36 protein-coding genes are annotated in these 24,176 nt (G+C 71.7%); 3 read left to right on the forward strand and 33 right to left on the reverse strand.

The window, feature by feature from the left end; all coding sequences use genetic code 11:
* Nucleotides 1–10 precede the first annotated feature (10 nt).
* The 32 genes from RM844_RS28725 to RM844_RS28880 form a co-directional block, all read right to left on the reverse strand.
* A complete protein-coding gene (locus tag RM844_RS28725) occupies nucleotides 11–871 on the reverse strand; it encodes a P22 phage major capsid protein family protein (RefSeq protein ID WP_311670343.1) in 861 nt (286 codons plus the stop codon).
* A 16-nt stretch (nucleotides 872–887) separates the two neighbouring features.
* Nucleotides 888–1,592 (reverse strand): hypothetical protein, encoded by a 705-nt coding sequence (locus tag RM844_RS28730; protein WP_311670344.1) that lies wholly within the window; start codon nucleotides 1,590–1,592, stop codon nucleotides 888–890.
* Nucleotides 1,593–1,635: 43 nt separating this feature from the next.
* Nucleotides 1,636–2,604, reverse strand: coding sequence for a hypothetical protein (locus RM844_RS28735; protein WP_311670345.1), 969 nt, complete (start codon nucleotides 2,602–2,604; stop codon nucleotides 1,636–1,638).
* Nucleotides 2,601–4,073, reverse strand: coding sequence for a phage portal protein (locus RM844_RS28740; protein WP_311670346.1), 1,473 nt, complete (start codon nucleotides 4,071–4,073; stop codon nucleotides 2,601–2,603). Before RM844_RS28740 ends, RM844_RS28735 begins: the two co-directional genes overlap by 4 nt.
* A gap of 8 nt (nucleotides 4,074–4,081) precedes the next feature.
* Nucleotides 4,082–5,722, reverse strand: a complete 1,641-nt coding sequence (locus tag RM844_RS28745) for a hypothetical protein (RefSeq protein WP_311670347.1) — start codon at nucleotides 5,720–5,722, stop codon at nucleotides 4,082–4,084.
* Nucleotides 5,715–6,191 (reverse strand): phage terminase small subunit, encoded by a 477-nt coding sequence (locus RM844_RS28750; RefSeq protein ID WP_311670348.1) that lies wholly within the window; start codon nucleotides 6,189–6,191, stop codon nucleotides 5,715–5,717. The genes RM844_RS28745 and RM844_RS28750 overlap by 8 nt, the downstream gene beginning before the upstream one ends.
* A 559-nt stretch (nucleotides 6,192–6,750) precedes the next feature.
* The gene (locus RM844_RS28755) at nucleotides 6,751–7,098 is read right to left on the reverse strand and encodes a hypothetical protein (protein WP_311670349.1); all 348 of its coding nucleotides are present in this window, start codon (nucleotides 7,096–7,098) and stop codon (nucleotides 6,751–6,753) included.
* Nucleotides 7,099–7,314: 216 nt separating this feature from the next.
* Nucleotides 7,315–7,512: a hypothetical protein gene (locus RM844_RS28760; RefSeq protein ID WP_311670350.1), complete on the reverse strand. Its 198-nt coding sequence runs from the start codon at nucleotides 7,510–7,512 to the stop codon at nucleotides 7,315–7,317.
* A gap of 14 nt (nucleotides 7,513–7,526) precedes the next feature.
* On the reverse strand, nucleotides 7,527–7,706 hold the full coding sequence (locus RM844_RS28765) for a hypothetical protein (protein ID WP_311670351.1): 180 nt from the start codon (nucleotides 7,704–7,706) through the stop codon (nucleotides 7,527–7,529).
* The gene (locus tag RM844_RS28770) at nucleotides 7,703–8,344 is read right to left on the reverse strand and encodes a hypothetical protein (protein WP_311670352.1); all 642 of its coding nucleotides are present in this window, start codon (nucleotides 8,342–8,344) and stop codon (nucleotides 7,703–7,705) included. Before RM844_RS28770 ends, RM844_RS28765 begins: the two co-directional genes overlap by 4 nt.
* A gap of 75 nt (nucleotides 8,345–8,419) precedes the next feature.
* Nucleotides 8,420–8,881 carry a hypothetical protein gene (locus tag RM844_RS28775; protein WP_311670353.1) on the reverse strand — a complete coding sequence of 154 codons (462 nt, stop codon included), beginning with the start codon at nucleotides 8,879–8,881 and terminating at the stop codon, nucleotides 8,420–8,422.
* A complete protein-coding gene (locus RM844_RS28780) occupies nucleotides 8,874–9,260 on the reverse strand; it encodes a hypothetical protein (RefSeq protein WP_311670354.1) in 387 nt (128 codons plus the stop codon). Before RM844_RS28780 ends, RM844_RS28775 begins: the two co-directional genes overlap by 8 nt.
* The gene (locus RM844_RS28785; protein ID WP_311670355.1) at nucleotides 9,257–9,625 is read right to left on the reverse strand and encodes a LuxR C-terminal-related transcriptional regulator; all 369 of its coding nucleotides are present in this window, start codon (nucleotides 9,623–9,625) and stop codon (nucleotides 9,257–9,259) included. Before RM844_RS28785 ends, RM844_RS28780 begins: the two co-directional genes overlap by 4 nt.
* Nucleotides 9,622–10,932: a DnaB-like helicase N-terminal domain-containing protein gene (locus RM844_RS28790; RefSeq protein WP_311670356.1), complete on the reverse strand. Its 1,311-nt coding sequence runs from the start codon at nucleotides 10,930–10,932 to the stop codon at nucleotides 9,622–9,624. Before RM844_RS28790 ends, RM844_RS28785 begins: the two co-directional genes overlap by 4 nt.
* Entirely contained in the window at nucleotides 10,932–11,213 is a 282-nt protein-coding gene (locus RM844_RS28795) for a hypothetical protein (protein ID WP_311670357.1), read from the reverse strand. Before RM844_RS28795 ends, RM844_RS28790 begins: the two co-directional genes overlap by 1 nt.
* Before the next feature lie 724 nt (nucleotides 11,214–11,937).
* The gene (locus RM844_RS28800) at nucleotides 11,938–12,228 is read right to left on the reverse strand and encodes a hypothetical protein (protein ID WP_311670358.1); all 291 of its coding nucleotides are present in this window, start codon (nucleotides 12,226–12,228) and stop codon (nucleotides 11,938–11,940) included.
* On the reverse strand, nucleotides 12,225–12,911 hold the full coding sequence (locus RM844_RS28805) for a hypothetical protein (protein WP_311670359.1): 687 nt from the start codon (nucleotides 12,909–12,911) through the stop codon (nucleotides 12,225–12,227). Before RM844_RS28805 ends, RM844_RS28800 begins: the two co-directional genes overlap by 4 nt.
* Complete coding sequence (locus RM844_RS28810) at nucleotides 12,908–13,468, reverse strand: DUF6907 domain-containing protein (protein ID WP_311670360.1); 561 nt, start codon at nucleotides 13,466–13,468, stop codon at nucleotides 12,908–12,910. Before RM844_RS28810 ends, RM844_RS28805 begins: the two co-directional genes overlap by 4 nt.
* A gap of 68 nt (nucleotides 13,469–13,536) precedes the next feature.
* A complete protein-coding gene (locus RM844_RS28815) occupies nucleotides 13,537–13,812 on the reverse strand; it encodes a DNA-binding protein (RefSeq protein WP_311670361.1) in 276 nt (91 codons plus the stop codon).
* A 36-nt stretch (nucleotides 13,813–13,848) separates the two neighbouring features.
* Nucleotides 13,849–14,046, reverse strand: a complete 198-nt coding sequence (locus RM844_RS28820) for a hypothetical protein (protein ID WP_311670350.1) — start codon at nucleotides 14,044–14,046, stop codon at nucleotides 13,849–13,851.
* Nucleotides 14,047–14,060: 14 nt separating this feature from the next.
* Nucleotides 14,061–14,240 (reverse strand): hypothetical protein, encoded by a 180-nt coding sequence (locus tag RM844_RS28825; protein ID WP_311670351.1) that lies wholly within the window; start codon nucleotides 14,238–14,240, stop codon nucleotides 14,061–14,063.
* Nucleotides 14,237–14,878, reverse strand: a complete 642-nt coding sequence (locus RM844_RS28830; protein WP_311670362.1) for a hypothetical protein — start codon at nucleotides 14,876–14,878, stop codon at nucleotides 14,237–14,239. The genes RM844_RS28825 and RM844_RS28830 overlap by 4 nt, the downstream gene beginning before the upstream one ends.
* A gap of 75 nt (nucleotides 14,879–14,953) precedes the next feature.
* On the reverse strand, nucleotides 14,954–15,415 hold the full coding sequence (locus RM844_RS28835) for a hypothetical protein (RefSeq protein WP_311670353.1): 462 nt from the start codon (nucleotides 15,413–15,415) through the stop codon (nucleotides 14,954–14,956).
* The gene (locus RM844_RS28840; protein WP_311670354.1) at nucleotides 15,408–15,794 is read right to left on the reverse strand and encodes a hypothetical protein; all 387 of its coding nucleotides are present in this window, start codon (nucleotides 15,792–15,794) and stop codon (nucleotides 15,408–15,410) included. Before RM844_RS28840 ends, RM844_RS28835 begins: the two co-directional genes overlap by 8 nt.
* Complete coding sequence (locus RM844_RS28845; RefSeq protein ID WP_311670355.1) at nucleotides 15,791–16,159, reverse strand: LuxR C-terminal-related transcriptional regulator; 369 nt, start codon at nucleotides 16,157–16,159, stop codon at nucleotides 15,791–15,793. The genes RM844_RS28840 and RM844_RS28845 overlap by 4 nt, the downstream gene beginning before the upstream one ends.
* Nucleotides 16,156–17,466: a DnaB-like helicase N-terminal domain-containing protein gene (locus RM844_RS28850; RefSeq protein ID WP_311670356.1), complete on the reverse strand. Its 1,311-nt coding sequence runs from the start codon at nucleotides 17,464–17,466 to the stop codon at nucleotides 16,156–16,158. The genes RM844_RS28845 and RM844_RS28850 overlap by 4 nt, the downstream gene beginning before the upstream one ends.
* Nucleotides 17,466–17,747 (reverse strand): hypothetical protein, encoded by a 282-nt coding sequence (locus RM844_RS28855; protein WP_311670357.1) that lies wholly within the window; start codon nucleotides 17,745–17,747, stop codon nucleotides 17,466–17,468. The genes RM844_RS28850 and RM844_RS28855 overlap by 1 nt, the downstream gene beginning before the upstream one ends.
* 724 nt (nucleotides 17,748–18,471) lie before the next feature.
* A complete protein-coding gene (locus RM844_RS28860) occupies nucleotides 18,472–18,762 on the reverse strand; it encodes a hypothetical protein (RefSeq protein ID WP_311670358.1) in 291 nt (96 codons plus the stop codon).
* Nucleotides 18,759–19,445, reverse strand: a complete 687-nt coding sequence (locus RM844_RS28865; protein ID WP_311670359.1) for a hypothetical protein — start codon at nucleotides 19,443–19,445, stop codon at nucleotides 18,759–18,761. The genes RM844_RS28860 and RM844_RS28865 overlap by 4 nt, the downstream gene beginning before the upstream one ends.
* Nucleotides 19,442–20,002 (reverse strand): DUF6907 domain-containing protein, encoded by a 561-nt coding sequence (locus RM844_RS28870; RefSeq protein WP_311670360.1) that lies wholly within the window; start codon nucleotides 20,000–20,002, stop codon nucleotides 19,442–19,444. Before RM844_RS28870 ends, RM844_RS28865 begins: the two co-directional genes overlap by 4 nt.
* Nucleotides 20,003–20,070: 68 nt before the next feature.
* Complete coding sequence (locus tag RM844_RS28875; protein WP_311670361.1) at nucleotides 20,071–20,346, reverse strand: DNA-binding protein; 276 nt, start codon at nucleotides 20,344–20,346, stop codon at nucleotides 20,071–20,073.
* A complete protein-coding gene (locus RM844_RS28880; RefSeq protein WP_311670363.1) occupies nucleotides 20,343–20,624 on the reverse strand; it encodes a helix-turn-helix domain-containing protein in 282 nt (93 codons plus the stop codon). The genes RM844_RS28875 and RM844_RS28880 overlap by 4 nt, the downstream gene beginning before the upstream one ends.
* Before the next feature lie 269 nt (nucleotides 20,625–20,893).
* Between RM844_RS28880 and RM844_RS28885 the strand changes: the two genes are divergently transcribed.
* The 3 genes from RM844_RS28885 to RM844_RS28895 all read left to right on the forward strand — a co-directional run bounded on the left by RM844_RS28885 (nucleotide 20,894) and on the right by RM844_RS28895 (nucleotide 23,328).
* Nucleotides 20,894–21,298, forward strand: coding sequence for a helix-turn-helix domain-containing protein (locus RM844_RS28885; protein WP_311670364.1), 405 nt, complete (start codon nucleotides 20,894–20,896; stop codon nucleotides 21,296–21,298).
* Between the two features lie 181 nt (nucleotides 21,299–21,479).
* The gene (locus RM844_RS28890; RefSeq protein ID WP_311670365.1) at nucleotides 21,480–21,710 is read left to right on the forward strand and encodes a hypothetical protein; all 231 of its coding nucleotides are present in this window, start codon (nucleotides 21,480–21,482) and stop codon (nucleotides 21,708–21,710) included.
* A gap of 400 nt (nucleotides 21,711–22,110) precedes the next feature.
* A complete protein-coding gene (locus RM844_RS28895) occupies nucleotides 22,111–23,328 on the forward strand; it encodes a tyrosine-type recombinase/integrase (RefSeq protein WP_311670366.1) in 1,218 nt (405 codons plus the stop codon).
* A gap of 428 nt (nucleotides 23,329–23,756) precedes the next feature.
* Here the strand turns inward: RM844_RS28895 and RM844_RS28900 are convergent, their stop codons facing one another.
* The gene (locus tag RM844_RS28900) at nucleotides 23,757–24,098 is read right to left on the reverse strand and encodes an SH3 domain-containing protein (protein WP_311670367.1); all 342 of its coding nucleotides are present in this window, start codon (nucleotides 24,096–24,098) and stop codon (nucleotides 23,757–23,759) included.
* Between the last annotated feature and the right edge of the window lie 78 nt (nucleotides 24,099–24,176).

Below are 24,176 nucleotides of genomic sequence, written 5' to 3' on the forward strand. Positions count from 1 at the left end.
GTGTCTCCTCTCAGGCGGCTTCGACAAACGCCGCGGCCAGGGCGTTGGGGCGCACGACCTTGGCGCCGTACAGCGCCAGGCCCTTCACCGCGTCAGAGAAGCTGCTCTCCGGCCGGTACGCCTCGGTCTTGTTGATCTGCTCGGCGAAGGTGATCGCCGCATTCGTGCCGGCGGTGATCACGGCCACGCCGGCGGTCGGCTCGGGCACGTTGTTCGACTCGTAGATGTCGAACCCTGCGGCGCGGCCGACCAGACCGTTCCGCAGCCCCTCCGAGGTTCCGCTGTCGCCGACCTTCACGAACCGGTCGTCGTCCAGCAGCGATGCCATGAACTCGGGCGGAACGATGCAGTATCGGCCGGCGGTCGGCACGTTCGCCTTCCGCAGCCGGGTACGCAGCGGCACCAGCACCTGGCTGTACGCATCGGTCGGGGTGGTGTGGGTGTCGATCGGTGCCCCGGGGTCGTTCAGCAGGTTGGTGGCGGCGATCTGCGTGTACAGCGACGCCACGTACTGGTCGACGATATCGGCGACCTCGTGAGCGGCTTCGCTCATGGCCTGCGGCATCAGGTTGCTGCGAGCCTGCCGGGCGTCGACGTCATCGACCGAGAACGCCCAGTACTTCGCCTGGTCGACCACCAGAGTCCGCTGGCCGGTGACCAGCTTCTGCGGGGTGATGACGGTGGAGCCGGGCACGTAGTTGCCGACGGTCGGCCGGCCAACGCTGGTGATGCGGACGGTGTCGCCCGCCTCGGAGATGTCGCCTTCCCAGTCGCGGTTCACCACCTGGGGGCCGGCGTAGACCAGCTCCTTGCGGAGCGCGACAAGTAGCCGCGAACTCCAGATCTCGGGAACGAAGTTCCGGATCGTCATGGCTATGCCTTCCTGGCTATATGCCGCCCATGAGGTCATCGAGCTTCCCGGCCTCGCGGGCGGCGTCGATCTCCTCGGCGGTCATGGACTTAAGGTCGCTCTTGGTGAGCTGGCGTGGCCTGGACGCCTTGCGCGCCGCTCCGCCGTCGCCGGTGCCCTGGAACCTCGGGCGGCCTTGCGCTGCCAGGTAGGGCTTGTTCTTGATCAGCTCGTCGATCGCCTCTTCGATCTCGTCGGCGTCGATCTCGCCGTCGTCCCCGACCTCGAACTGATCGAGGTCCAGGAACGTCAGCGCGTCCTTGGGGTCGGCCAGCTTCCCCTTCGCGGCGGCGCGCACCTCGGCGCGCAGGATGCGGGCGTTGGCCTTCGCCAGCGCGGCGGACTCGGCGGCAGCACGCGCCCGCTCGGCGTCGTCCTGCCCCGCCTGCTGGTTCAGCTTCTCCTCAGCGGCCCGGCGCTTGTCGCGCTCCGCTCGCCACTTCCCCTTCATGGTGGCCAACGCGCGCTTGCCCTTGTCGCCGAGTTGATCGGCGCCTTCGGGGTCCGGGTCGGCGTCGTCGGAGTCGTCGCCCTCGTCCTGGTCGTCCTCGGGCGGCTCCTCGCTCTCGTCCTCGTCGCCACCGTCCGCGTACAGTAGCGGCGCCCACGGGTCGACAACGTAAGGGTGGGACCAGCCGGGCGCGTGCGCGCGGGCGCGGCGGGGCAGGGTACGGCGGTTCATGATTCTCCCGTTGCGGGTCGTGGAGGCCGGGCGTTGCGCCCGATCAGGCAGTGAGGTAGCCGTACTGCCGCAGCAGGGCGACGGCCTGTTCGCGGGTCGTGGCCCGCCGGTAGATCTCGGCCGGGGTGAGCCGCTGCGTCGGCAGCCGGTACCCGCGCGACGTCTGGGTGGCCGGGACGATCCCGGCGTCCTTCAGCCGCTGGAACTCCTGGCGGAACCAGCCGCCTCGGCGGGTCGTTCCTTCCGGCGTGGTGCCGGCCGCGCTCATGCCGCGGCGGGCGTTCACGACCTGGGCGATGTCGGCGCCGTGCCGGATCGCGTCGGCCGCGTCGCGCCCGAACCGGCTGGCCTGCTGCTGCGGCGTCATCCGGTCGAACACGGCGCGCGGGTCCTGCGCGGCCGGGCGGTGCTCGCGCGTGCGCGGCTCCATCCCGCACTGGCAGCGCGGATGCCGTAGGAAGCCCGTCGAGATGCCGTACTCCCGGCCGGCCAGGATCAGGCACCGGTCACACGCCCCGCCCTCCACCACCCTGATGTACGAGGTGACCGTGGGGCGGGTGATCATGCCGACGGTGTCCGCCGCCCGACCCGTGTCCGCGACCAGGGTGCGGACCGTCAGGTCCAGCAGCGCCCGCCCAGCGGAGAACGCCGCCGCGATCGTGGCGCCGCGGCCGATCGCGCCGAGGACGTGCAGCATCGGGCCCATCAGCGGAATGGCCAGCGGGCGGCCGTCCACCGTCGCCCCGACGAGGGAGCGGGCGCTGAGCCGGTTCCCCTCGGCCGGCGCCGCCTCGTCGCCGAGGAGCCGGGTCAGCCACGGCTCTGCCGCCTGCGCGACCGCGAGTTGCCCGCCGGACACCGCCGCGATGACGACCGCCAGCTGCACCCGCCAGGAGCCCCGGATGTCGTCCGGATCGAGTCGGGACCACGCCCTACCGGCCGCCCGCGCCGCTGCTTCGGAGGCGCGCGCTTGCTGCCGCTGGTGCGCGACGGCCGTCGGGGTGGGGCTCACGCCCCAGCCTCGTCTTCATCGGGGTCGCCCTCGTCATCCGGGCCGGGGCCGGGTTGCTCGCCGGCCATCATGCGGGTGATCTCCCCGACCGGGTCCATCTCCGCCTCGCGCTCGCGCATCGCGACCACGTCGGCGACTTCGGTCGGCGTCAGCCCGTACCGCAGCGCCAGCCACTCGAAGGGGAAGCCCAACTGCTTCAGCTTCAGCAGGCTGTCGGCGAGCTGGGAGTGGGAGCGGGACTCGGCGTCCGCCCACAGCACCCGGCCGGCCCGCATCTCGCGCGCCCTGGCGTCCTCGCCGCGGGCCAGCAGGATCAGCCGCGCGACCTCGCGCAACGCCTGGCCGAACCACATCTGCTTCTCGTTGACGCGCTTGACCAGACCGGTCTCGGCCGCAATCAGCGCGTCGCCACTCAAGTTGGCCATCTTGCCGATGAGGTAGTGCTGCGGAGTGCGGGTCTGCGCCGCGAGATGGCCCACAGCAACCTCGATGATCCCGCTGTACGCGGCCAAGTTCGCCGCCTGCCACTCAGCGATCTTCGCGTCTTTACCGGTGATCCACGCCACCCTGTCCACCGCGAACTTGGACAGGTCTACCGGCTGCTTCCCTACGATCTCTCCGGCCGCGTTGAGCTTCGGGATCATCGGCCGCTCAGCACCGAGCACCACCCGCTGCGGGAACGACGCGTAGTCGGAGGCGGTGAACAGCTGCGCCCACAACAGGTTGATGGCGTCCTGCATCGCCGTCACGCCGGACACGTCCGAGATCGGGTCGTCGACCAGCATCGGCTTGTTGGGCAGCTCCACCATCGGCACGGTGGCCATGGGGTTGGGCTGCGGGTTTGGCTCGTCGACCAGCTCGCGCGGCTCCCACTGCGCCAGCTCCTCGTCGACATCCGCCATCTGCGGGCTCTTGTCCTGGCGGGCCAGCGGCCGGGAGAACTTCCACACCTCGCTGGGCAGATACAGGGTGGCGAAGTCCTGGTTGCCGTCCTGCCACCGCTTCAGCGCCGCCCGCCGCCGGCGCCGCGACCCCGGCTCGTAGGCCACGATGCACTGCCCGGCGTCCTCGAACGAGACCAGCGGCGTGTCCTCGTCATCCGGATCACCCCACACCAGCACGAACGACCGCGCAGAGTTCACCGCCCCGAGGAACCCCAACTGCGAGTCGGCGTCCAGGCCGTTTGTCTGCCACACCCGCCACAACTCCTCGTCGGCGCGCAGCTCACCCGGCACCTGGAACCCCGTCACCTCCAACCGCTCCACCGGGGAGTCGGCCACGACCTGAACCCAGTTGTCGGAGAAGTCGCGGTAGCGGTCCCCGTGGAAGCGCCGGAACTCATCCGACGCGAACTTCAGCGGGTGCCGTCCCCGGTAGTAGTCGTCGTTCCGGTCGATCTCACCGCGGCGCCGGATCAACTCCGACTCCAACAGCCCCACCAGGCGCAGGGCCTGCGTCAGCGACGCCATGTCGCCCCCTATCCGCCGTAGTAGAAGCTCTCTTCGCGCTCAGCCAGGCCAGCCGCGATCACGTCACCCAGCGCCTCGTGCGCCAGGATGCTGGCCATGCTGGCGTCGATCTTCTGGGACGGCGCGGCCTTCCTCAGCAGGTACATCCCAGACGGCCGCACAGCCATCCGCGTGTTCTCGATGTGCGCCTGCGTCAGCTCGCATCCGTCGTGCGTGAACGAGCTGGCCCGCTGTCCGTCGGCGGCGTTGCGCTTCAGCACGTCCGTGCGCAGCCGCTCGGCCGCCGAGTGCATCTGCACCAGCCGGCGGGTGTACCAGCGGATCACCCGCTCTTCGCCGTATGTGTCCGCCCACTCGTCGACCTCGGTGTCCCAGTACGGCGGGTCCGCGTACAGCCGGACCACGTCGTACCGGGTCATCAGCTGTTCCATGGCCGCGCGCACCTCGGCGCGCGGAACCTGCCCACCGAAGTCGGCCGGGTTCCAGATCGTTGGGGCATCGTCCGGCCCGTACAGCGGCGTGAACTGGTGGCCATCCATCGTCTCGCCGCGGATCGCCGTCCAGTCGTCCACGTCCGACCCGTCGAAGCCGAGCACGATCCGCGTGAACGGCCGCACGCGCCGCGGCGCGGCCTTCGCCGCCCACTTCTCCCCAGCCAACCAGCCGGCCGAGCCGGCCACCGGCCGGTTGCCGAAGAACCGTTCCCCTTGGGCGGGGTCCTTCTCCATCAGCTCGGCCGTCTCAGCCTCGATGGCGTCGAGGTCGACGTGGGCACTGCCGGCATAGACGATCTTGTGGATTCTGCGGCGGGACCGCTTGTCGCCGTAGGAGAGGGACCGTGGCGCCTGCGGGTGGTACCGGAAGATGTCCTTCGCTCTCGACTCCGACGTTCGCTGGGCAACGGAATCCTCAGACGGGTCCCAGGCGTTCGTCGTCTCCACAGCCCGGCCGCCCATGCCAGCCAGACCACGGCGCTGCGTCTCCGCCACACGCCTCAGCTTGTTGGCCTCGGTCCACGTACCGGTCTCGTCCTGCCCGGCGAACGTGATGGGGTTCCCGAGCCTCGACATCGCCGACGAGGTGACCACGTCGGCCCGCCCGCGGTCGCCGATGCGAATGAACTCTTCGCCCACCCGCATCTGATCGGACAGTGGCCCGAGTTTCACCATGCTCTGCAAGGGCCGGTAGACGTTGGCGACCTGGTCTTCGGAGCTGGCTGTCAACTGGATCAGCGGAGTGGGCCAGGGAACGCCCATCGGCTCACCCGCGCGGTACTCGTACCACCAGCCACACGAACAACCATGGTCCGCGCACCGGTACCGCTCCCCGCCGCGGGCCCAGCCGGCGAAGACCACCGGTCCCGCCGCCTCGGCGGCGATGATCGCGGCCAGCCACGGCCCCTTCCCCGTCTTCTGCGGGGCGACAACGAGGCTGCGCCGGTAGTGGAACGCCGGCGCCAACTGGCCTGCGGCCGCACTGGGCTTGACCCGGTAGTGGTTGACCGTGCACCACAACTGCCACGGGTACAGCTCCAGGTCCCCGCCCTGCTGGAAACCATCCGGCACCGGACAATGGGCCTCGATCCAGTCCGGCACCACCCACAGCGCGGGGAAGTCGACAACGAACCCGGCCTCGGTCGGCTCAGGCACCGCCCTCGATGACCTTCATGCGGTCCCGCGCCGACCGCCGCGCGGGACGCTCGCCGCCGCCCGGCGCCAGCTCCTCGCCCGGCTCCTCGGCGACCGGGGCGACCCGCCACCGGTTCCGCAGCATCCCCGCCACGCTCAGGCCCAGTGAATCCATGTAGCTGCGTAGCTGCTTCCGCCGCTCCGAGCTGGCGTCCGGCTCCTCGACCTCGACCAGCAGCCGCACGAACAGCGCGACCTCCAGCGCCTGGTCCAGCGCTTGCCAGGCCACCGCCTGCGGCCGAGACCACAGCTGCGACCAGAGGACCATCTCCCGCGGCGACGGGTCAGTGAGCGGCCACTCCGGCGCCGGCGCCGACCGGCCACCAGCCGGCAACACCGTCCAACCGGCCTTGTCCGCCGGCCGCTCGCGCCGCAGCGCGTTCGGGTCCGGCGGCGGGCCGGAACGCGTCCGGGCTCCACCACGAGGCATCACGATCACTCCAACCGGTCACATTGCGCAACCAAAAGGCCGCCACATTGCGTGGCGGCCGAATGCCCTTATGAACCTGACTCGCCCCCCGGAGCCCTCCCCGGCGTTCCGGAACCCCAGGTCGGAAGGGGTCCACCCCCACCCCCGCGATCACCCGCAGTCACCAAGCTCGATCGTTCCAGCCTCCTGGCTGCTCTCGCGCAGTGTGCGCAGAGTGATGAGCCTTCGTCATGGCCTGCAAGTTCGCGGGGTCATGTCCTCGCGGTCCCAAGGGTCCGAGTCCGTCCCTGTGGTTGACCTCGGTAGCGCGAGGACGCAGCACCACAGGAAGTTGTTCGCACTGCTCGCACTCGCAGTAGGGATGCTCACGCAGGTATGCCGCTGCGGTGCGTTCCCACCTGGTGTCGTAGCCGCGGGCCCGGGCGCTGAGGCGGCCCTGGGTGGCCTTGGCCTGGCAGGGGGTGCATCTGCCCTGGGGGGTCAGGTTTGGGCACCCCGGTGTTGGACAGACCCCCAGGGATCGGCGACGGGGCATGGTTCACGCTCCCGTGCGTGTGGCTCAGTTGGCGTCGTTCCACCCGTTGTCGATGCAGGCTGTGGCGAAGGAGTCGGCTGCCATCTGCCAGTCGACAGTGTCTCCGGCCCCCTCGGCGACACGAACGAGCGTCGCTGCGGTGTCGCGGATGGGCTCCAGGTCGGAGTGGGGCGCCCACTCGTGCACAGCCTCGGCCAGGTCCACGCGGTCCTGCTGGGGCGCAAGCTCGTCGTAGCGCAAGGCGAAGTCCTCGCAGGCGTAGTACGCCTCGCGCTCCATGCCGTTCACGGTGGCGGCCTCGTCCTCGGAGCAGCCGGTGAGGGCCAGTGCAGCGGCGAGAGGTAAGAGGGCGACGGTTCGTGTTCGTCTCATGTGATGAGCCTGGCACTGGAGTTGAGCACGTGGGGGCGGTGTGATCCATCCGTGATGGTGGGGTGCGGCCCCGGGGCGCCCTCACACCCCCAGGGCCGCTCTCTCCCACTCCACCCGCCCAGGGTGGTCTCATGCCGAAGGGCCCCGACCGGTGTTCCGGTGGGGCCCTTCGGGCATACGTCTGCGGAAAGATCGTGACACAGCGTTCGATGCTGGTCAAGCTGCGGTCGGCCGCCGGGCACGGATCAGCGCTTGGACGTCGGCCCAGGCGTAGTAGGGCTGGCGTGGGCTGCCGCCGGCGCGCCGGAGTTGGCCGCGCCGCACCAGCTGGCGGACGGCGGGGAGTCCGATACCGAGCTGTGCGGCAACCTGGTGGGCGGTGAGGTGCCCGGGCGGGACGTACAGGGGCTCCATGGGGCCAGTGTCGCTCAGGGGGCCTGCCGGTGGCCGGGGCTGGCGCCGGGAGGCAGAAGGGCGGCTTTAACCAGCTCCAGCGCCTCGGCCTTACTGAAGCCGGCGCCCTGGAGCGCAGTGTAGAACTCGTGCAACTGGACGGCCGCCGCCGCCAGGGTGGTGAACGGGGACGGTGGCGGGGTCTTGTCGGTCATGCGGCGTGGACTCCTTCGGGGTTGTGGTGGGCGGCGAGCGTGCCCCAGGTGTCGGGCGGCCAGTGGGTTCCGCACCAGGGGCAGCGGGCGGTGGTGGCGCCCTCGGTGACGTGCACGACGGCGCCGCACGGGGTGCCGGCACCGGTGAGGGCGAGGCAGCAGCCGAGGCGCCGCCGGCGGGGGGCAGGGTCCACGATGCTCATCGCGGCGTGCTCCAGGTCGCGGATCTCACGGGCGAAGTCGCCGGCGGCCGGCCACGCCTCGGCGATCCAGGGGAGGTTGACGGCTAGGCCGTTGGCGGCGGCGGTGACGCGGTCGGTGATGGTGCCGGTGATGCGGGGCGGCTCCCATTCCAGGTCGGTGTGCAGGGCCGCGCGCCAGTCCTCCAGTACCCCGATGATGCCTCCGGGGCCCCGGAGGGTCAGCACCGTCTCGTCGACGGGGAGCGGGGCCTCGGCCGGTCGGGTCCCGCCCGCGTCGGCGGGGCGGCCGGCGGGGGCGAGGAACGCGGCCAACACGGTATGCAGCGAGGGGAGGCGTGCGAGGCGTTCGGGGGTTGCGCGGGTGCAGCCGGCGCACAGGTGATGCTCGGCGCTGTCGCCGGCCAGGTCGCGGTCGCAGAGTCCGCACTGGGCCATGGGTCGGTCCCTCCTCGGGTGCTTGTGGGTCAGTGGCGATGACGGAGGCCCGGCGGCTGGCCCGGGCCACCGGGACTACGGCGTGGGGGTGGCGGGGGTGGCGCGGGCGATCTCACCCGTCACGCGGTCGATGGCGTCGTTCCAGCCAGCGGCGTGAGCGGCGGCCAGCTCGGGGGCGCCACCGGGGTCGGGGGGCAGGATCGTGGCCAGGGCCCGCACGCGGTCCAGCGCGGCCTCGGCCCGGTCGGCGCGGGCGGTCTCCTGCTGGACCTCGGCGAGCACGGCGTGGACGATGCCGACGGGATGGCCGCTCTCGGCGTCGGCCTCGATCGCCGCCGCGATCCGGGCCCGGAGCCCGCCCGCCTGAGCGCCCGAACTGGCGTCCGCCGTCTCCGTGTTCACCCAGGGGGCTGGCGGGGCGTCAGGGGCCCTGTGGGGCGCCACGGTGGGGGCGGTGGCAGCCTTGGCGGCCATGCGGGCGTTGTGGGCCATGGCGGCGCCGATCGCCTCGCCGATGCTCGAATAGCGGTCAGGCATGGTCGGTCTCCAGGTGTCGGGCCAGCGCGGCGGCGGCGGCGAGGGAGCACGCGTCGGGCGCGCAGCCGCACTGCTCGTGGCCGTCCTCGTCCGCCTCGGAGGCGGTGCGCTCCAGCAGAGCGGCGAGCGCGATGCCGGCGGCCGGGCCCATGGCGGCGACGTAGTCGGCGACGGCTGGGAGGACGAACGGGTAGTGGCCGGCGCCGCGGCCACCACCGCCGTGGAGGAGCCGCCGGCCGGGCCCAGCGGTGAGGTCGGCGGCGCCGGCGTGGCGGTGGGAGGCGGTCCAGGTGTCGGTGCCGGACGCCTCGGCTGCGGCGCCGGCCAGGGCGCGGAGCCGGGCCGCGGCGGCGCGGACGGTCGGGATCGGGTCGGTCATCGGGTCTCCTTGGTGGTGGTGCGGAGGTTCTGCCGGTAGGCGCGTTCGGCGGCGCGGCACTTGCCGCAGGGGGTCTCCCCTCGGCGCCGGTGGGCCTCGTAGGAGGCATGGTCGCCGTGCCGCTCGCGGTCGAGGAGCCGTAGGCCGTGGGCGAGGTGGACGGCGTGGGCGAGGGAGCGGGCGCCGAGCGCGGCCCGCAGGCCGGTGCTGTCCTTGCGGATGGTGATGACGGCGCGGTCGAGGGCGCGGGCGATCTGCTGGTGGGTCTGGCCGGCCGCGACCCGCCGCAGGATCTCCAGCTGGCGCTCGCTCAGAGCCGCGGTGGGCGCGGTACCGGCTGCGCGGCTGGCGGTGTGTCGTGTCACCAGATCGCCCCCGTCGGTGCGTCGATGGGCTGGTAGGGCACCCACGGCCAGGTGTCGCCCTGGCGGACGAACTGCGGCCACTCCCGCTCGTCCCGCATGCCGCGCCACGGGATGACCCGACGCCCGCGCGCCCCAGCCTCGTTCGCCGCGGACTTCTCGTCTTCGACCGGGCGTAGGCCGAAGCCGAATTCGGGCCAGCGCATCCACAGCGAGCTGCCGAGGGGGCGCAGGGAGCGGGGGCCGATCGCGCCGCCGTGCGGGGAGTGGGCTTCCATCAGCACGGCGCAGTTCGCCGTGGCGCGCGCCTCGTCGATCACGACGCTGACCTTGCGGGCCAGTTCTTCGTCGTTGGGGTTGCCGGCGTGCAGCCGGTAGACGGGGCCGATGATCAGGACGTCCGGCATGAGGCGCTCAACCCGGCGCATCACCCATGCCCGATCCTGCGGGCGGGTCAGGTCCACGCCGGCCGGCCGGCACTCGATGCTGAACTGGCCGCGCCGCAGGCCCCGCCGCTGCCGCTCGGCCGCGTTCAGCAGCGGCCGGTACTTGCGGCGAGACGCCGGCTCGCCGTTCTCGCAGTCGAGGACCAGCACCCGCAGCGGGTCGATGTGCTGGCTGGGGTTGAACGGGTGCAGACCGGCGGCCATGCACACCGCCATCTGCCGCAGCAGCGTGGACTTCCCGCCGCCTTCACTGGCGGTGAGGATCAGGCGGTCCGCGCGCTCCAGCAGGCCGGGCACCAGCCAGTCGTAGGTGTCCTCGTGCTGCACGAAGTCCAGCAGATCCTGGGTGGGCAGGTCCTCGGTGGCCTGGCCTCGGTCCCGCAGTCCGCGGGCCATGGTGACGGCACGCTCGACCAGGTCGTAGGTGTCGTCGTCGGTGGCGAACCCCATGCCGGCGATGGCCGTGCCGAGCTTGATCAGCTCCCGGCGCAGGTAGCGGTCCTCGATGATCTCGGCGTAGTACTCACCGTTCGCCGCGGTGGGGACGACCTGAACCAAGGAGTGGACGTAGCCCGCGCCGCCGACCTTGGCCAGCTGCCCGGCGTCGGCGAGGTGCTTGGTGACGGTGATGGGGTCGATCGGCTGACCGGTGGCGTGCATTCGGCCGATGCAGTTGAAGATCAACGTGTGGCGGTTCTCGTAGAACGCCTCGGGGTTCAGGACGTCGAGGATCTCGCGGCAGGCCGGCTGGCTGATGAGGCAGGCGCCGAGGACGCTCTGTTCGGCGACTGCGTCGTGGGGCTGGGTGCGGCCCGGGTCGGGCGGCCCGTCCAGAGCGGGGTCCCATGTGATCTCGGTGGTCATCAGAAAATCCCTCGGTCTTCGGGGTTGCTGTACGGGGCGCCTACGGCTCGCAGGTGCGGCGCGGGCCGGTAGACGGGGGTGCCTTCGGGAGGGGCGGGGGGCAGCTCGCGCCAGCCCTGGAGGAAGTAGCGCGCGGAGGTCACCGGGGTGCGGGCGTTTGCGGCGGCGCGGTGCGCGTGCTCGACCATCGCCTTCACGCCGCACGACGTGATGAGCGCGATGATCGGGAACCACTCGTTGCCGCGGAATGGCCAGCGGACGTCCAGCCCGCTGGCGCTCATCGCGTGCACCAGAGGCAGGGCTTGGTCCGGGTAGCGGGCGGTGTCGGCCGCCGGCGCCCCCTCTTGTAGCTCTCTGGGAGTAGTTGGGTAAGGGGGGTCAGAACTTGACCCTCTACGGTTCGCTAGGGGGGCAACCTCTGACCCTCTAGCGGAAGAGTCCCCAACCCGTTGGGGGTCAGAAGTTGACCCGCTACCGGGGCCTTGGGGGTCAGAACTTGACCCGCTACCGTCTTCACCCTGACCCCGTAGAGGGTCAGGGCTTGACCCTCTACGGGGCTGGGGCAGCCGCAGGTACCCCACAGCTTTGGGCAGTCGGTAGAGCGCGGCGCGCCGGCCAGCGGCGGGCTCCAGCTCTTCCAGCTCGCCCAGCTCGATCGCTTCACGTATGGCCGACCGGACGGTGTTGCGTGACACGTTCAGCGCCGACTGGAAGTCGGCGTAGCTGAGCCGCACTTCACACGCCGGGGTGCGCACCTGATCCGCCACGGCCAGCAGCGCGACACGGGCGTTCCCGCGCGCCTGGGAGTGCTTCCACACCCAGCCCATGGCGTCGAGGCTCATGACCGCCTCCCGACGGCCGCCGAGGTGGCGGCCCGCAGGTCTGGGGTGCTGGGGATGCTCACGAACGGCTCTCGCTATCTGGTGGTGCCGACTGGGTGTTCGTGGTGCGTGGGGCCGCCGGGGCACGGGAAGGGCGTGCCCCGGCGGCCATCCGCGCTGCGGGTCACCCGGCGCGTGGTGCGGGTGCGGCGTGTTCGCGGCTGGCGGCGATGACGCTGGTGAGGAGCCAGCTGCCGCCTGGCCCGCCGCCGGCCTGCCGGAGGTTGATGCGGCTGGCGACCGCAGCGAGGTGGCCGCCGATGGCCCGCCCCATCTCGGGGTCCAGCAGCCCGGCGGGCACCCGGACATCGACGACCGAGCCGGGTGGGATGTGGCGGGTCTGCGCCCGCAGCTGGTCGCGCCAGTCACCGGGGCCGGTGAGGTCAATCTCTACCGTCAGGGTCACCTCGATCACGGGTTGCCCCCGTCCGGGGTGTCCAGCGCGGGGCCGCGCCGGGCCTTGCGCAAGGCTTCCTCTTCGGTCAGGTCGGTGCGGAACAGATCGCCTACGGCGTCGCCGTAGGTCTTCCGCAGGGTGAGCCCGAAGTGGTCGCTGGTGTTGTCCATGAACTCTTTGCCCCACGGACTGACCAGCAGCAGTGCGGGCAACCGGTAGTCAGCCACCAGCCAGTCACCGGCGTCCGACCACCGCCGGCCGCCGCCGTCGGGGCGGGCCTCAGGGTCATCGAGGGCGAGGGTCAGGCCGAGGTCGACCAGGCCGCGCAGCAGGTCGTACCCCAAGAGCCCGTCCCCTCTCTCCTCGTCCGCCCGGCGCTGCTCGCGCACGGCCCACGCGTGGTCGGTGTCGGCCCAGGCATGGGCGCGGGGCAGGAACCAGCCGAGGGCCTCGGCGATCTCGGACAGCAGCAGATAGTCGGTGTCGTCGTGCTGATAGTGGACGGGGGCTTCACCGAACCCGGCCAGGTCGCGGACCTTGCCGCTGATCGGGGTCAGCAGCGTGGTCTTCGCGAAGCGCGCGAGCCGGCTCGCGACGGTGATGGTCTGCTGGACCGGGCCTTCATCCAGCAGGTGGTCGACCTGCCGGGCGACGACCAGGCCGGCGAACCCCAAGTAGTCGGTGACGTCGTCCTGCTTCATCGGGCGTTCGCCTCCCAGTCGGCGCGGGCGGCGATCAGGTCGGCGTGTACCTGGTCCAGGCGGTCGCACTGGGCGCGCACCGCGGCGATGACGTCGGCCAGCTGCTCGGGGGTCAGGTTCTCCATCCACTCGTCGCTGTCGCCCAGCACCTCGACATCGACCGTGGGCTGCTGCTGTGCCGCCTCACGGTAGGGGTGGACGGTCATGACCGCCCGCAGCATCGGCAGGGCCAAGGGGCCCGCCGGCCGGTCTCCGTCGGCAGCGCAGAAGATGGGCACGCCGGCCGAGCCGTCGTAGTAGCGGTACATGCCCAGGTCGGGCAGGACGGCGCCGATGCGGTCGGCGGTCACATCCTGGCTGGGGTCGTTCTCGGCCCAGGCGGGGCGATAGCCGGTGATCGGCGTCCCGCCGTCGACGGTGACGGTCCAGGTGCGGGGCCCGGCGTCGGCCTCGGGCGGGTTGGGCTCGTGGACGGCCTTCAGCTGCGTGGTGAAGCGCTGTTCCTGGGCGTAGTCGACGCTGTCGGCGCCCGTGAGAACGGGGGCTACTGTGGTCATGAGGACGTTCTCTTTCCGGCGGCGGCGTGCAGGGGTGGCTAGACCCCGTTGCGTCGCCGTCTGTCTGGTTAGCGCTGGGTGTGGGACGGGTCGTTCTCCGGCGTCGTCGGGTGGCTAGACCCGGCGGCGCCTCCTTCCAAGCCGAGGTCAGCGACGATGTCCACCAGGCGGGCCCTCATTGCCACGCCGACCCGACGGACCGGGATCGGCAACTCGTCGGCCCGAGCCAGTTCGTAGGTGGTCGTGCGCCCGAGCCCGTAGATCCGGCCGACCGTGGGCCAGACCGGGACGACGGCGGGCAGCGCGAGGATCTCGGCCGGGGTCATGGCCGGGGCGGTAGTCATGCTGCGGAAAGATCGTGACACAGCGTTCGATGCTGGTCAAGCTGCGGTCGGCCGCCGGGCACGGATCAGCGCTTGGACGTCGGCCCAGGCGTAGTAGGGCTGGCGTGGGCTGCCGCCGGCGCGCCGGAGTTGGCCGCGCCGCACCAGCTGGCGGACGGCGGGGAGTCCGATACCGAGCTGTGCGGCAACCTGGTGGGCGGTGAGGTGCCCGGGCGGGACGTACAGGGGCTCCATGGGGCCAGTGTCGCTCAGGGGGCCTGCCGGTGGCCGGGGCTGGCGCCGGGAGGCAGAAGGGCGGCTTTAACCAGCTCCAGCGCCTCGGCCTTACTGAAGCCGGCGCCCTGGAGCGCAGTGTAGAACTCGTGCAACTGGACGGCCGCCGCCGCCAGGGTGGTGAACGGGGACGGTGGCGGGGTCTTGTCGGTCATGCGGCGTGGACTCCTTCGGGGTTGTGGTGGGCGGCGAGCGTGCCCCAGGTGTCGGGCGGCCAGTGGGTTCCGCACCAGGGGCAGCGGGCGGTGGTGGCGCCCTCGGTGACGTGCACGACGGCGCCGCACGGGGTGCCGGCACCGGTGAGGGCGAGGCAGCAGCCGAGGCGCCGCCGGCGGGGGGCAGGGTCCACGATGCTCATCGCGGCGTGCTCCAGGTCGCGGATCTCACGGGCGAAGTCGCCGGCGGCCGGCCACGCCTCGGCGATCCAGGGGAGGTTGACGGCTAGGCCGTTGGCGGCGGCGGTGACGCGGTCGGTGATGGTGCCGGTGATGCGGGGCGGCTCCCATTCCAGGTCGGTGTGCAGGGCCGCGCGCCAGTCCTCCAGTACCCCGATGATGGCTCCGGGGCCCCGGAGGGTCAGGACCGTCTCGTCGACGGGGAGCGGGGCCTCGGCCGGTCGGGTCCCGCCCGCGTCGGCGGGGCGGCCGGCTGGGGCGAGGAACGCGGCCAACACGGTATGCAGCGCGGGGAGGCGGGCGAGGCGTTCGGTGGTTGCGCGGGTGCAGCCGGCGCACAGGTGATGCTCGGCGCGGTCGCCGGCCAGGTCGCGGTCGCAGAGTCCGCACTGGGCCATGGGTCGGTCCCTCCTCGGGTGCTTGTGGGTCAGTGGCGATGACGGAGGCCCGGCGGCTGGCCCGGGCCACCGGGACTACGGCGTGGGGGTGGCGGGGGTGGCGCGGGCGATCTCACCCGTCACGCGGTCGATGGCGTCGTTCCAGCCAGCGGCGTGAGCGGCGGCCAGCTCGGGGGCGCCACCGGGGTCGGGGGGCAGGATCGTGGCCAGGGCCCGCACGCGGTCCAGCGCGGCCTCGGCCCGGTCGGCGCGGGCGGTCTCCTGCTGGACCTCGGCGAGCACGGCGTGGACGATGCCGACGGGATGGCCGCTCTCGGCGTCGGCCTCGATCGCCGCCGCGATCCGGGCCCGGAGCCCGCCCGCCTGAGCGCCCGAACTGGCGTCCGCCGTCTCCGTGTTCACCCAGGGGGCTGGCGGGGCGTCAGGGGCCCTGTGGGGCGCCACGGTGGGGGCGGTGGCAGCCTTGGCGGCCATGCGGGCGTTGTGGGCCATGGCGGCGCCGATCGCCTCGCCGATGCTCGAATAGCGGTCAGGCATGGTCGGTCTCCAGGTGTCGGGCCAGCGCGGCGGCGGCGGCGAGGGAGCACGCGTCGGGCGCGCAGCCGCACTGCTCGTGGCCGTCCTCGTCCGCCTCGGAGGCGGTGCGCTCCAGCAGAGCGGCGAGCGCGATGCCGGCGGCCGGGCCCATGGCGGCGACGTAGTCGGCGACGGCTGGGAGGACGAACGGGTAGTGGCCGGCGCCGCGGCCACCACCGCCGTGGAGGAGCCGCCGGCCGGGCCCAGCGGTGAGGTCGGCGGCGCCGGCGTGGCGGTGGGAGGCGGTCCAGGTGTCGGTGCCGGACGCCTCGGCTGCGGCGCCGGCCAGGGCGCGGAGCCGGGCCGCGGCGGCGCGGACGGTCGGGATCGGGTCGGTCATCGGGTCTCCTTGGTGGTGGTGCGGAGGTTCTGCCGGTAGGCGCGTTCGGCGGCGCGGCACTTGCCGCAGGGGGTCTCCCCTCGGCGCCGGTGGGCCTCGTAGGAGGCATGGTCGCCGTGCCGCTCGCGGTCGAGGAGCCGTAGGCCGTGGGCGAGGTGGACGGCGTGGGCGAGGGAGCGGGCGCCGAGCGCGGCCCGCAGGCCGGTGCTGTCCTTGCGGATGGTGATGACGGCGCGGTCGAGGGCGCGGGCGATCTGCTGGTGGGTCTGGCCGGCCGCGACCCGCCGCAGGATCTCCAGCTGGCGCTCGCTCAGAGCCGCGGTGGGCGCGGTACCGGCTGCGCGGCTGGCGGTGTGTCGTGTCACCAGATCGCCCCCGTCGGTGCGTCGATGGGCTGGTAGGGCACCCACGGCCAGGTGTCGCCCTGGCGGACGAACTGCGGCCACTCCCGCTCGTCCCGCATGCCGCGCCACGGGATGACCCGACGCCCGCGCGCCCCAGCCTCGTTCGCCGCGGACTTCTCGTCTTCGACCGGGCGTAGGCCGAAGCCGAATTCGGGCCAGCGCATCCACAGCGAGCTGCCGAGGGGGCGCAGGGAGCGGGGGCCGATCGCGCCGCCGTGCGGGGAGTGGGCTTCCATCAGCACGGCGCAGTTCGCCGTGGCGCGCGCCTCGTCGATCACGACGCTGACCTTGCGGGCCAGTTCTTCGTCGTTGGGGTTGCCGGCGTGCAGCCGGTAGACGGGGCCGATGATCAGGACGTCCGGCATGAGGCGCTCAACCCGGCGCATCACCCATGCCCGATCCTGCGGGCGGGTCAGGTCCACGCCGGCCGGCCGGCACTCGATGCTGAACTGGCCGCGCCGCAGGCCCCGCCGCTGCCGCTCGGCCGCGTTCAGCAGCGGCCGGTACTTGCGGCGAGACGCCGGCTCGCCGTTCTCGCAGTCGAGGACCAGCACCCGCAGCGGGTCGATGTGCTGGCTGGGGTTGAACGGGTGCAGACCGGCGGCCATGCACACCGCCATCTGCCGCAGCAGCGTGGACTTCCCGCCGCCTTCACTGGCGGTGAGGATCAGGCGGTCCGCGCGCTCCAGCAGGCCGGGCACCAGCCAGTCGTAGGTGTCCTCGTGCTGCACGAAGTCCAGCAGATCCTGGGTGGGCAGGTCCTCGGTGGCCTGGCCTCGGTCCCGCAGTCCGCGGGCCATGGTGACGGCACGCTCGACCAGGTCGTAGGTGTCGTCGTCGGTGGCGAACCCCATGCCGGCGATGGCCGTGCCGAGCTTGATCAGCTCCCGGCGCAGGTAGCGGTCCTCGATGATCTCGGCGTAGTACTCACCGTTCGCCGCGGTGGGGACGACCTGAACCAAGGAGTGGACGTAGCCCGCGCCGCCGACCTTGGCCAGCTGCCCGGCGTCGGCGAGGTGCTTGGTGACGGTGATGGGGTCGATCGGCTGACCGGTGGCGTGCATTCGGCCGATGCAGTTGAAGATCAACGTGTGGCGGTTCTCGTAGAACGCCTCGGGGTTCAGGACGTCGAGGATCTCGCGGCAGGCCGGCTGGCTGATGAGGCAGGCGCCGAGGACGCTCTGTTCGGCGACTGCGTCGTGGGGCTGGGTGCGGCCCGGGTCGGGCGGCCCGTCCAGAGCGGGGTCCCATGTGATCTCGGTGGTCATCAGAAAATCCCTCGGTCTTCGGGGTTGCTGTACGGGGCGCCTACGGCTCGCAGGTGCGGCGCGGGCCGGTAGACGGGGGTGCCTTCGGGAGGGGCGGGGGGCAGCTCGCGCCAGCCCTGGAGGAAGTAGCGCGCGGAGGTCACCGGGGTGCGGGCGTTTGCGGCGGCGCGGTGCGCGTGCTCGACCATCGCCTTCACGCCGCACGACGTGATGAGCGCGATGATCGGGAACCACTCGTTGCCGCGGAATGGCCAGCGGACGTCCAGCCCGCTGGCGCTCATCGCGTGCACCAGAGGCAGGGCTTGGTCCGGGTAGCGGGCGGTGTCGGCCGCCGGCGCCCCCTCTTGTAGCTCTCTGGGAGTAGTTGGGTAAGGGGGGTCAGAACTTGACCCTCTACGGTTCGCTAGGGGGGCAACCTCTGACCCTCTAGCGGAAGAGTCCCCAACCCGTTGGGGGTCAGAAGTTGACCCGCTACCGGGGCCTTGGGGGTCAGAACTTGACCCGCTACCGTCTTCACCCTGACCCCGTAGAGGGTCAGGGCTTGACCCTCTACGGGGCTGGGGCAGCCGCAGGTACCCCACAGCTTTGGGCAGTCGGTAGAGCGCGGCGCGCCGGCCAGCGGCGGGCTCCAGCTCTTCCAGCTCGCCCAGCTCGATCGCTTCACGTATGGCCGACCGGACGGTGTTGCGTGACACGTTCAGCGCCGACTGGAAGTCGGCGTAGCTGAGCCGCACTTCACACGCCGGGGTGCGCACCTGATCCGCCACGGCCAGCAGCGCGACACGGGCGTTCCCGCGCGCCTGGGAGTGCTTCCACACCCAGCCCATGGCGTCGAGGCTCATGACCGCCTCCCGACGGCCGCCGAGGTGGCGGCCCGCAGGTCTGGGGTGCTGGGGATGCTCACGAACGGCTCTCGCTATCTGGTGGTGCCGACTGGGTGTTCGTGGTGCGTGGGGCCGCCGGGGCACGGGAAGGGCGTGCCCCGGCGGCCATCCGCGCTGCGGGTCACCCGGCGCGTGGTGCGGGTGCGGCGTGTTCGCGGCTGGCGGCGATGACGCTGGTGAGGAGCCAGCTGCCGCCTGGCCCGCCGCCGGCCTGCCGGAGGTTGATGCGGCTGGCGACCGCAGCGAGGTGGCCGCCGATGGCCCGCCCCATCTCGGGGTCCAGCAGCCCGGCGGGCACCCGGACATCGACGACCGAGCCGGGTGGGATGTGGCGGGTCTGCGCCCGCAGCTGGTCGCGCCAGTCACCGGGGCCGGTGAGGTCAATCTCTACCGTCAGGGTCACCTCGATCACGGGTTGCCCCCGTCCGGGGTGTCCAGCGCGGGGCCGCGCCGGGCCTTGCGCAAGGCTTCCTCTTCGGTCAGGTCGGTGCGGAACAGATCGCCTACGGCGTCGCCGTAGGTCTTCCGCAGGGTGAGCCCGAAGTGGTCGCTGGTGTTGTCCATGAACTCTTTGCCCCACGGACTGACCAGCAGCAGTGCGGGCAACCGGTAGTCAGCCACCAGCCAGTCACCGGCGTCCGACCACCGCCGGCCGCCGCCGTCGGGGCGGGCCTCAGGGTCATCGAGGGCGAGGGTCAGGCCGAGGTCGACCAGGCCGCGCAGCAGGTCGTACCCCAAGAGCCCGTCCCCTCTCTCCTCGTCCGCCCGGCGCTGCTCGCGCACGGCCCACGCGTGGTCGGTGTCGGCCCAGGCATGGGCGCGGGGCAGGAACCAGCCGAGGGCCTCGGCGATCTCGGACAGCAGCAGATAGTCGGTGTCGTCGTGCTGATAGTGGACGGGGGCTTCACCGAACCCGGCCAGGTCGCGGACCTTGCCGCTGATCGGGGTCAGCAGCGTGGTCTTCGCGAAGCGCGCGAGCCGGCTCGCGACGGTGATGGTCTGCTGGACCGGGCCTTCATCCAGCAGGTGGTCGACCTGCCGGGCGACGACCAGGCCGGCGAACCCCAAGTAGTCGGTGACGTCGTCCTGCTTCATCGGGCGTTCGCCTCCCAGTCGGCGCGGGCGGCGATCAGGTCGGCGTGTACCTGGTCCAGGCGGTCGCACTGGGCGCGCACCGCGGCGATGACGTCGGCCAGCTGCTCGGGGGTCAGGTTCTCCATCCACTCGTCGCTGTCGCCCAGCACCTCGACATCGACCGTGGGCTGCTGCTGTGCCGCCTCACGGTAGGGGTGGACGGTCATGACCGCCCGCAGCATCGGCAGGGCCAAGGGGCCCGCCGGCCGGTCTCCGTCGGCAGCGCAGAAGATGGGCACGCCGGCCGAGCCGTCGTAGTAGCGGTACATGCCCAGGTCGGGCAGGACGGCGCCGATGCGGTCGGCGGTCACATCCTGGCTGGGGTCGTTCTCGGCCCAGGCGGGGCGATAGCCGGTGATCGGCGTCCCGCCGTCGACGGTGACGGTCCAGGTGCGGGGCCCGGCGTCGGCCTCGGGCGGGTTGGGCTCGTGGACGGCCTTCAGCTGCGTGGTGAAGCGCTGTTCCTGGGCGTAGTCGACGCTGTCGGCGCCCGTGAGAACGGGGGCTACTGTGGTCATGAGGACGTTCTCTTTCCGGCGGCGGCGTGCAGGGGTGGCTAGACCCCGTTGCGTCGCCGTCTGTCTGGTTAGCGCTGGGTGTGGGACGGGTCGTTCTCCGGCGTCGTCGGGTGGCTAGACCCGGCGGCGCCTCCTTCCAAGCCGAGGTCAGCGACGATGTCCACCAGGCGGGCCCTCATTGCCACGCCGACCCGACGGACCGGGATCGGCAACTCGTCGGCCCGAGCCAGTTCGTAGGTGGTCGTGCGCCCGAGCCCGTAGATCCGGCCGACCGTGGGCCAGACCGGGACGACGGCGGGCAGCGCGAGGATCTCGGCCGGGGTCATGGCCGGGGCGGTAGTCATGCCGCCGCCTGGAGAAGCGGCCCGTCGCCGGTGGCCCGGCCGGCCGGGACCCACAGGACCAGGACGTCCACGCCGATGCGATCGGCGATGGCGTGCGCGGCGTCGGCCGACACGCTGGACGTCACCCCCGTGAGGAGGTTCCCGACGGTGCCGTGGCTGAGGCCGGACGCCGCCGCCAGCTCACGAATCGAGACTGGCGCGCCGGTGCCCGTGCGCCGCATGAGCGTGCGCATCAGGTCGGGATCGGGCAGGCGGTAGGTAGGGCTGGGAGTCGTCACGATCCATCTCCTGGGGTGATTCATCCATCTGTCTGGATGCCTGAAGCATGGCATGCGGTGGATAGATTGTCCATATGGATGGACGTATGGCCGTCGGTGCGCCCCGTGCGCTGCACGTGCGCCCCTAGCCGTGGCGTCCAGATCCGTGGACAATCTGTCCGGCGCATGCAATGGCGTATGCGCTATCCAGGGGGAACGTCACTGGCTCCCCCCTGGTGCATGGACACCCCACGCCCCATGAGAACCCACGGAGTGGCAGGATGATCGTCATGGCTGCACAGGAGGACCGACCTACCGGGGCCCGGGCGCACCTGTCTGACCTGGTGCGCGACCGCCGGGCCGCGCTCGGCATCTCACTGGCCGCGCTGGAGAAGCGCGCCGTCGACCCGGAGTCCGGTGACGGGCTCAAGCGCTCGTGGCTGCATCGCCTGGAGACCGGTGAGCCGGTGATCCCTCCTCAGCTTCCGCAGTTGCGCGCCCTGGCCGCCGGCCTGGGGGCCCCCCTGGAGCAGTTGCAGGATGCAGCTGCGGCGCAGTTCTTCGGCATTGACGCTGTGTATCCGGCGTCCGGCGATGCGCGGGCCTTGGTTGAGCGCGCCGAGCGGCTCACCCCGGATCAGCGGGCCCAACTGCTGCGTCTGATCGACACGTTCGCGCCTGAAGCAAACGGCTAATCACCAAATAGACACAACTTCCCCACTACGGTGTGTAGTTATCGCACACATGGTGTAGTCGAATCCCTTTTCGAGTGCGAAGATGGCTATCCGCTTGGGGGGCGTCACGCATAGGCACTACGGTGTCGATGCCGCACAATCGAACACCTGAGCGATAGCGGCCATGCCTGATGGGGGCACCATGCACGAACAGCCGACCGAACCAGACTCCGACGCAGCCCGCGCGGTCACGGCCAGCGCCCGCTACGTCGTCACCACCGAACTCCCCGAAGGCGAGATCCTCGTGCCCGTGGACTCACCCCATGGCACCGTCATGCTGGTCCGTGAGGGACACATGAGCCCTGAACTGGCTGCGGCGATCAACTCGACCCTTGGCTGGATGACCCGGTGCGGCGTCTGGAACCACAGATAGGACAGACAAGGGGAGGGACATGGCGACAGCCCGACGCGGTGGGGGGATCACCCGGCGCTGCGAATGCCGAGGCCCGGCCGGGAAGCGCCTCGGGACGGCCTGCCCGAAGCTGCGGCAGCGGAAGCACGGCCGCTACGAGATCCACCAGGAGCTACCCGACGACGCCGACGGCAGGCGCCGGCGCTTCCGGCGAACCGGGTACGACGACAGGCCCGCGGCTGAGGCTGACCTGGAGAAGGTCCGGGCCGTCCTGGCCGTGGCGGCCGGGGACGACGAGACTGAACGGCGGCGGGTCGGTGACTTCCTCGCCGGGCTCATGTCGTCCCGGCTGCCGATACCCGAGCCTGACCAGGTGCGGCGCCGACTGGGCATGGGTGCCCCGCTCGGCACGGTGCACACAATGGGCGAGCTGCTCGACCGCTGGCTGGACGCCAAGGGCAAGAGTCGCCGTTCGACCACGGTGAACGGGTACGGCTCCCACGTGCGGGTGCACCTCCGGCCGGCCCTCGCGTCGTACCGTGCGGACAGGCTTAGCCTCGATGCCGTCCAGGCGATGTTCGACGGCATCTTGGACCAGGCCGACGTGATCCGAGCGGAGAACGCCGCGCGCCGTGCGCAGGTGGCGCGCTGCCGGTGGACGAAGCCCGGCCGGCCGCCGGCCGCCGAGCGTGCCAAGCTCGCGGCGGAGCGGGAGCGGCTTGCGGCGATGCCGGCCTTCCGCAAGGTGCCGTCCCTCGCGAGCGTCCACGCCATCCGTCGCTCGCTGCGTGCCGCCATCAACTGGGGGATGCGCCGGCCGGAGTGGGGCATCACCTACAACCCGGCCGAACATGTCGACCTCACCCCGTACCGTCGGCCGCGCGGGCTGCTGTGGACCGAGGCCCGGGTGAAGCGCTGGCGGGAGACGGGTGAGATCCCGTCCCGGGTGATGGTGTGGAGCCCCGCGCAGCTGGGCGCGTTCCTCGACGCGGCCGAGGGGAGCCGGCTCTACGCCGCGTTCCACCTGATCGGCTACCACGGGTTGCGGCGCGGTGAGGCGGTGGGCCAGGACTGGGCGAACCTGGACTCGGAGAACCACCGGTTGGCCATCGCGCGCGAGATTGTGCAGGACGGATGGACGCCGGTGGAGACGGAGACCAAGACCGAGGACAGCGCGGCGGCGATCCGCGTCGACGCGGGCACTGTCTCGGTGCTCCTCGCCCACCAGGTGCGGCAGGTCGCCGAGCGTGCGGAGTGGGACGCCCACGCGAAAGAGGCGCGGGCGCGCGGGGAAGAGGCTGTGCCATGGGTGGACACGGGGAAGATGTTCACGAAGCCGGACGGCACATGGCTCCACCCGGACGACTTGTCTACGGAGTTTCGCCGCATCCGTGACGCCGCCGACCTGCCGCCGATCAACCTCCGGGATCTGCGCCACGGCGCGGCCGGCTTGGTCAAGGCGAGCGGCGGCGACCTGGAGGACGCGAAGCGCCTTCTCAGGCACTCCACCATCACCCTGACCTCGGATACCTACATGGTGCTGTTCGAGGAGGCCGAGGAGGAAGCCGCCGCCGCGCGGGCCGCCGTCGTGCCCCGCGCTCGGATCGCCGAGACGACATCTGTCGGCGCAGAGGAGTAGACTCCAACACAGGCCGAGCCCCCCTCCACCGCAGGTGAAGGGGGGCTTTCTGCTCGGCCAATGCTCGGCCGAACGGACCGGAATTCGATGGACGGGCCCGGACCAGCCAACAGGGTGAATCGTCGGCCAGCCCCCGCGAGCTGGGATTACCTGTACCACGCCCCGTGTATTCGGACGGGATACCACGGGGCATCACGGACCTGATGGCAGAGCAGTGGACTTTTAATCCATTGGTTGTGGGTTCGAGTCCCACACGGCCTACCAGGATGCGGGCGCCCCACCCGCCGCGGAGTGCGGCGGGTGGGGCGCCGTTTCCGTACGCGCGGGGCGCCACGCCAGACGCTCGGCCGGGGAGACCCCGACCGAGCGCCTCGCCAGGCTCCTGGCGACCGCCAGGTGCGGCCTGGTGAGCGAGCCTCAGTCCTGGCTCAGAACCCGCAGTACACGCCGCTGCCGTAGTCGGCGAGCAGGTTGTCCCGTATCCAGCCGGTAGCGCCGGTGGTGTCGTTGCGGACGTAGGTCCAGGTGTAGCCGTCGTTGCCGATGGTGTAGCAGTGGTAGTCGAGCCGGTGCGACGCGTAGGCGACGCCGTTGGAGTTGCAGTGCGTCCCGGAGCCCTGGCGCATGTTGGCCCCGGCCGCCGAGTAGACCCATGTGCTGTTGTCGCGGTCCCCCACGGTGGTGCCGCAGCCGGCGTGCGCCGCTGCCGTGGACGCCGGAGCGACGATGATCGCCGCCGCCACCGTCGCGGTGACTCCGATACTCGCCATGAGACGCCTCTTCATGGTCCCTCCCCTGATAGTCCGGTGACTGGGACCAGGGTGACCGCCCCGCCCGGCGGTGGCTTC

It is taken from the genome of Streptomyces chisholmiae (assembly GCF_031845445.1).
GTDB lineage: Bacteria > Actinomycetota > Actinomycetes > Streptomycetales > Streptomycetaceae > Streptomyces > Streptomyces chisholmiae.

Bases quoted from the DNA above. Each gene is read 5' to 3' on its own strand.
- RM844_RS28725 (WP_311670343.1), bottom strand. From the start codon at position 871: ATGACGATCCGGAACTTCGTTCCCGAGATCTGGAGTTCGCGGCTACTT.
- RM844_RS28730 (WP_311670344.1), bottom strand. From the start codon at position 1,592: ATGAACCGCCGTACCCTGCCCCGCCGCGCCCGCGCGCACGCGCCCGGC.
- RM844_RS28740 (WP_311670346.1), bottom strand. From the start codon at position 4,073: ATGGCGTCGCTGACGCAGGCCCTGCGCCTGGTGGGGCTGTTGGAGTCG.
- RM844_RS28750 (WP_311670348.1), bottom strand. From the start codon at position 6,191: ATGCCTCGTGGTGGAGCCCGGACGCGTTCCGGCCCGCCGCCGGACCCG.
- RM844_RS28755 (WP_311670349.1), bottom strand. From the start codon at position 7,098: ATGAGACGAACACGAACCGTCGCCCTCTTACCTCTCGCCGCTGCACTG.
- RM844_RS28760 (WP_311670350.1), bottom strand. From the start codon at position 7,512: ATGGAGCCCCTGTACGTCCCGCCCGGGCACCTCACCGCCCACCAGGTT.
- RM844_RS28765 (WP_311670351.1), bottom strand. From the start codon at position 7,706: ATGACCGACAAGACCCCGCCACCGTCCCCGTTCACCACCCTGGCGGCG.
- RM844_RS28770 (WP_311670352.1), bottom strand. From the start codon at position 8,344: ATGGCCCAGTGCGGACTCTGCGACCGCGACCTGGCCGGCGACAGCGCC.
- RM844_RS28775 (WP_311670353.1), bottom strand. From the start codon at position 8,881: ATGCCTGACCGCTATTCGAGCATCGGCGAGGCGATCGGCGCCGCCATG.
- RM844_RS28780 (WP_311670354.1), bottom strand. From the start codon at position 9,260: ATGACCGACCCGATCCCGACCGTCCGCGCCGCCGCGGCCCGGCTCCGC.
- RM844_RS28790 (WP_311670356.1), bottom strand. From the start codon at position 10,932: ATGACCACCGAGATCACATGGGACCCCGCTCTGGACGGGCCGCCCGAC.
- RM844_RS28795 (WP_311670357.1), bottom strand. From the start codon at position 11,213: ATGAGCGCCAGCGGGCTGGACGTCCGCTGGCCATTCCGCGGCAACGAG.
- RM844_RS28805 (WP_311670359.1), bottom strand. From the start codon at position 12,911: ATGAAGCAGGACGACGTCACCGACTACTTGGGGTTCGCCGGCCTGGTC.
- RM844_RS28810 (WP_311670360.1), bottom strand. From the start codon at position 13,468: ATGACCACAGTAGCCCCCGTTCTCACGGGCGCCGACAGCGTCGACTAC.
- RM844_RS28815 (WP_311670361.1), bottom strand. From the start codon at position 13,812: ATGACTACCGCCCCGGCCATGACCCCGGCCGAGATCCTCGCGCTGCCC.
- RM844_RS28820 (WP_311670350.1), bottom strand. From the start codon at position 14,046: ATGGAGCCCCTGTACGTCCCGCCCGGGCACCTCACCGCCCACCAGGTT.
- RM844_RS28825 (WP_311670351.1), bottom strand. From the start codon at position 14,240: ATGACCGACAAGACCCCGCCACCGTCCCCGTTCACCACCCTGGCGGCG.
- RM844_RS28830 (WP_311670362.1), bottom strand. From the start codon at position 14,878: ATGGCCCAGTGCGGACTCTGCGACCGCGACCTGGCCGGCGACCGCGCC.
- RM844_RS28835 (WP_311670353.1), bottom strand. From the start codon at position 15,415: ATGCCTGACCGCTATTCGAGCATCGGCGAGGCGATCGGCGCCGCCATG.
- RM844_RS28840 (WP_311670354.1), bottom strand. From the start codon at position 15,794: ATGACCGACCCGATCCCGACCGTCCGCGCCGCCGCGGCCCGGCTCCGC.
- RM844_RS28850 (WP_311670356.1), bottom strand. From the start codon at position 17,466: ATGACCACCGAGATCACATGGGACCCCGCTCTGGACGGGCCGCCCGAC.
- RM844_RS28855 (WP_311670357.1), bottom strand. From the start codon at position 17,747: ATGAGCGCCAGCGGGCTGGACGTCCGCTGGCCATTCCGCGGCAACGAG.
- RM844_RS28865 (WP_311670359.1), bottom strand. From the start codon at position 19,445: ATGAAGCAGGACGACGTCACCGACTACTTGGGGTTCGCCGGCCTGGTC.
- RM844_RS28870 (WP_311670360.1), bottom strand. From the start codon at position 20,002: ATGACCACAGTAGCCCCCGTTCTCACGGGCGCCGACAGCGTCGACTAC.
- RM844_RS28875 (WP_311670361.1), bottom strand. From the start codon at position 20,346: ATGACTACCGCCCCGGCCATGACCCCGGCCGAGATCCTCGCGCTGCCC.
- RM844_RS28885 (WP_311670364.1), top strand. From the start codon at position 20,894: ATGGCTGCACAGGAGGACCGACCTACCGGGGCCCGGGCGCACCTGTCT.
- RM844_RS28890 (WP_311670365.1), top strand. From the start codon at position 21,480: ATGCACGAACAGCCGACCGAACCAGACTCCGACGCAGCCCGCGCGGTC.
- RM844_RS28895 (WP_311670366.1), top strand. From the start codon at position 22,111: ATGGGCGAGCTGCTCGACCGCTGGCTGGACGCCAAGGGCAAGAGTCGC.
- RM844_RS28900 (WP_311670367.1), bottom strand. From the start codon at position 24,098: ATGGCGAGTATCGGAGTCACCGCGACGGTGGCGGCGGCGATCATCGTC.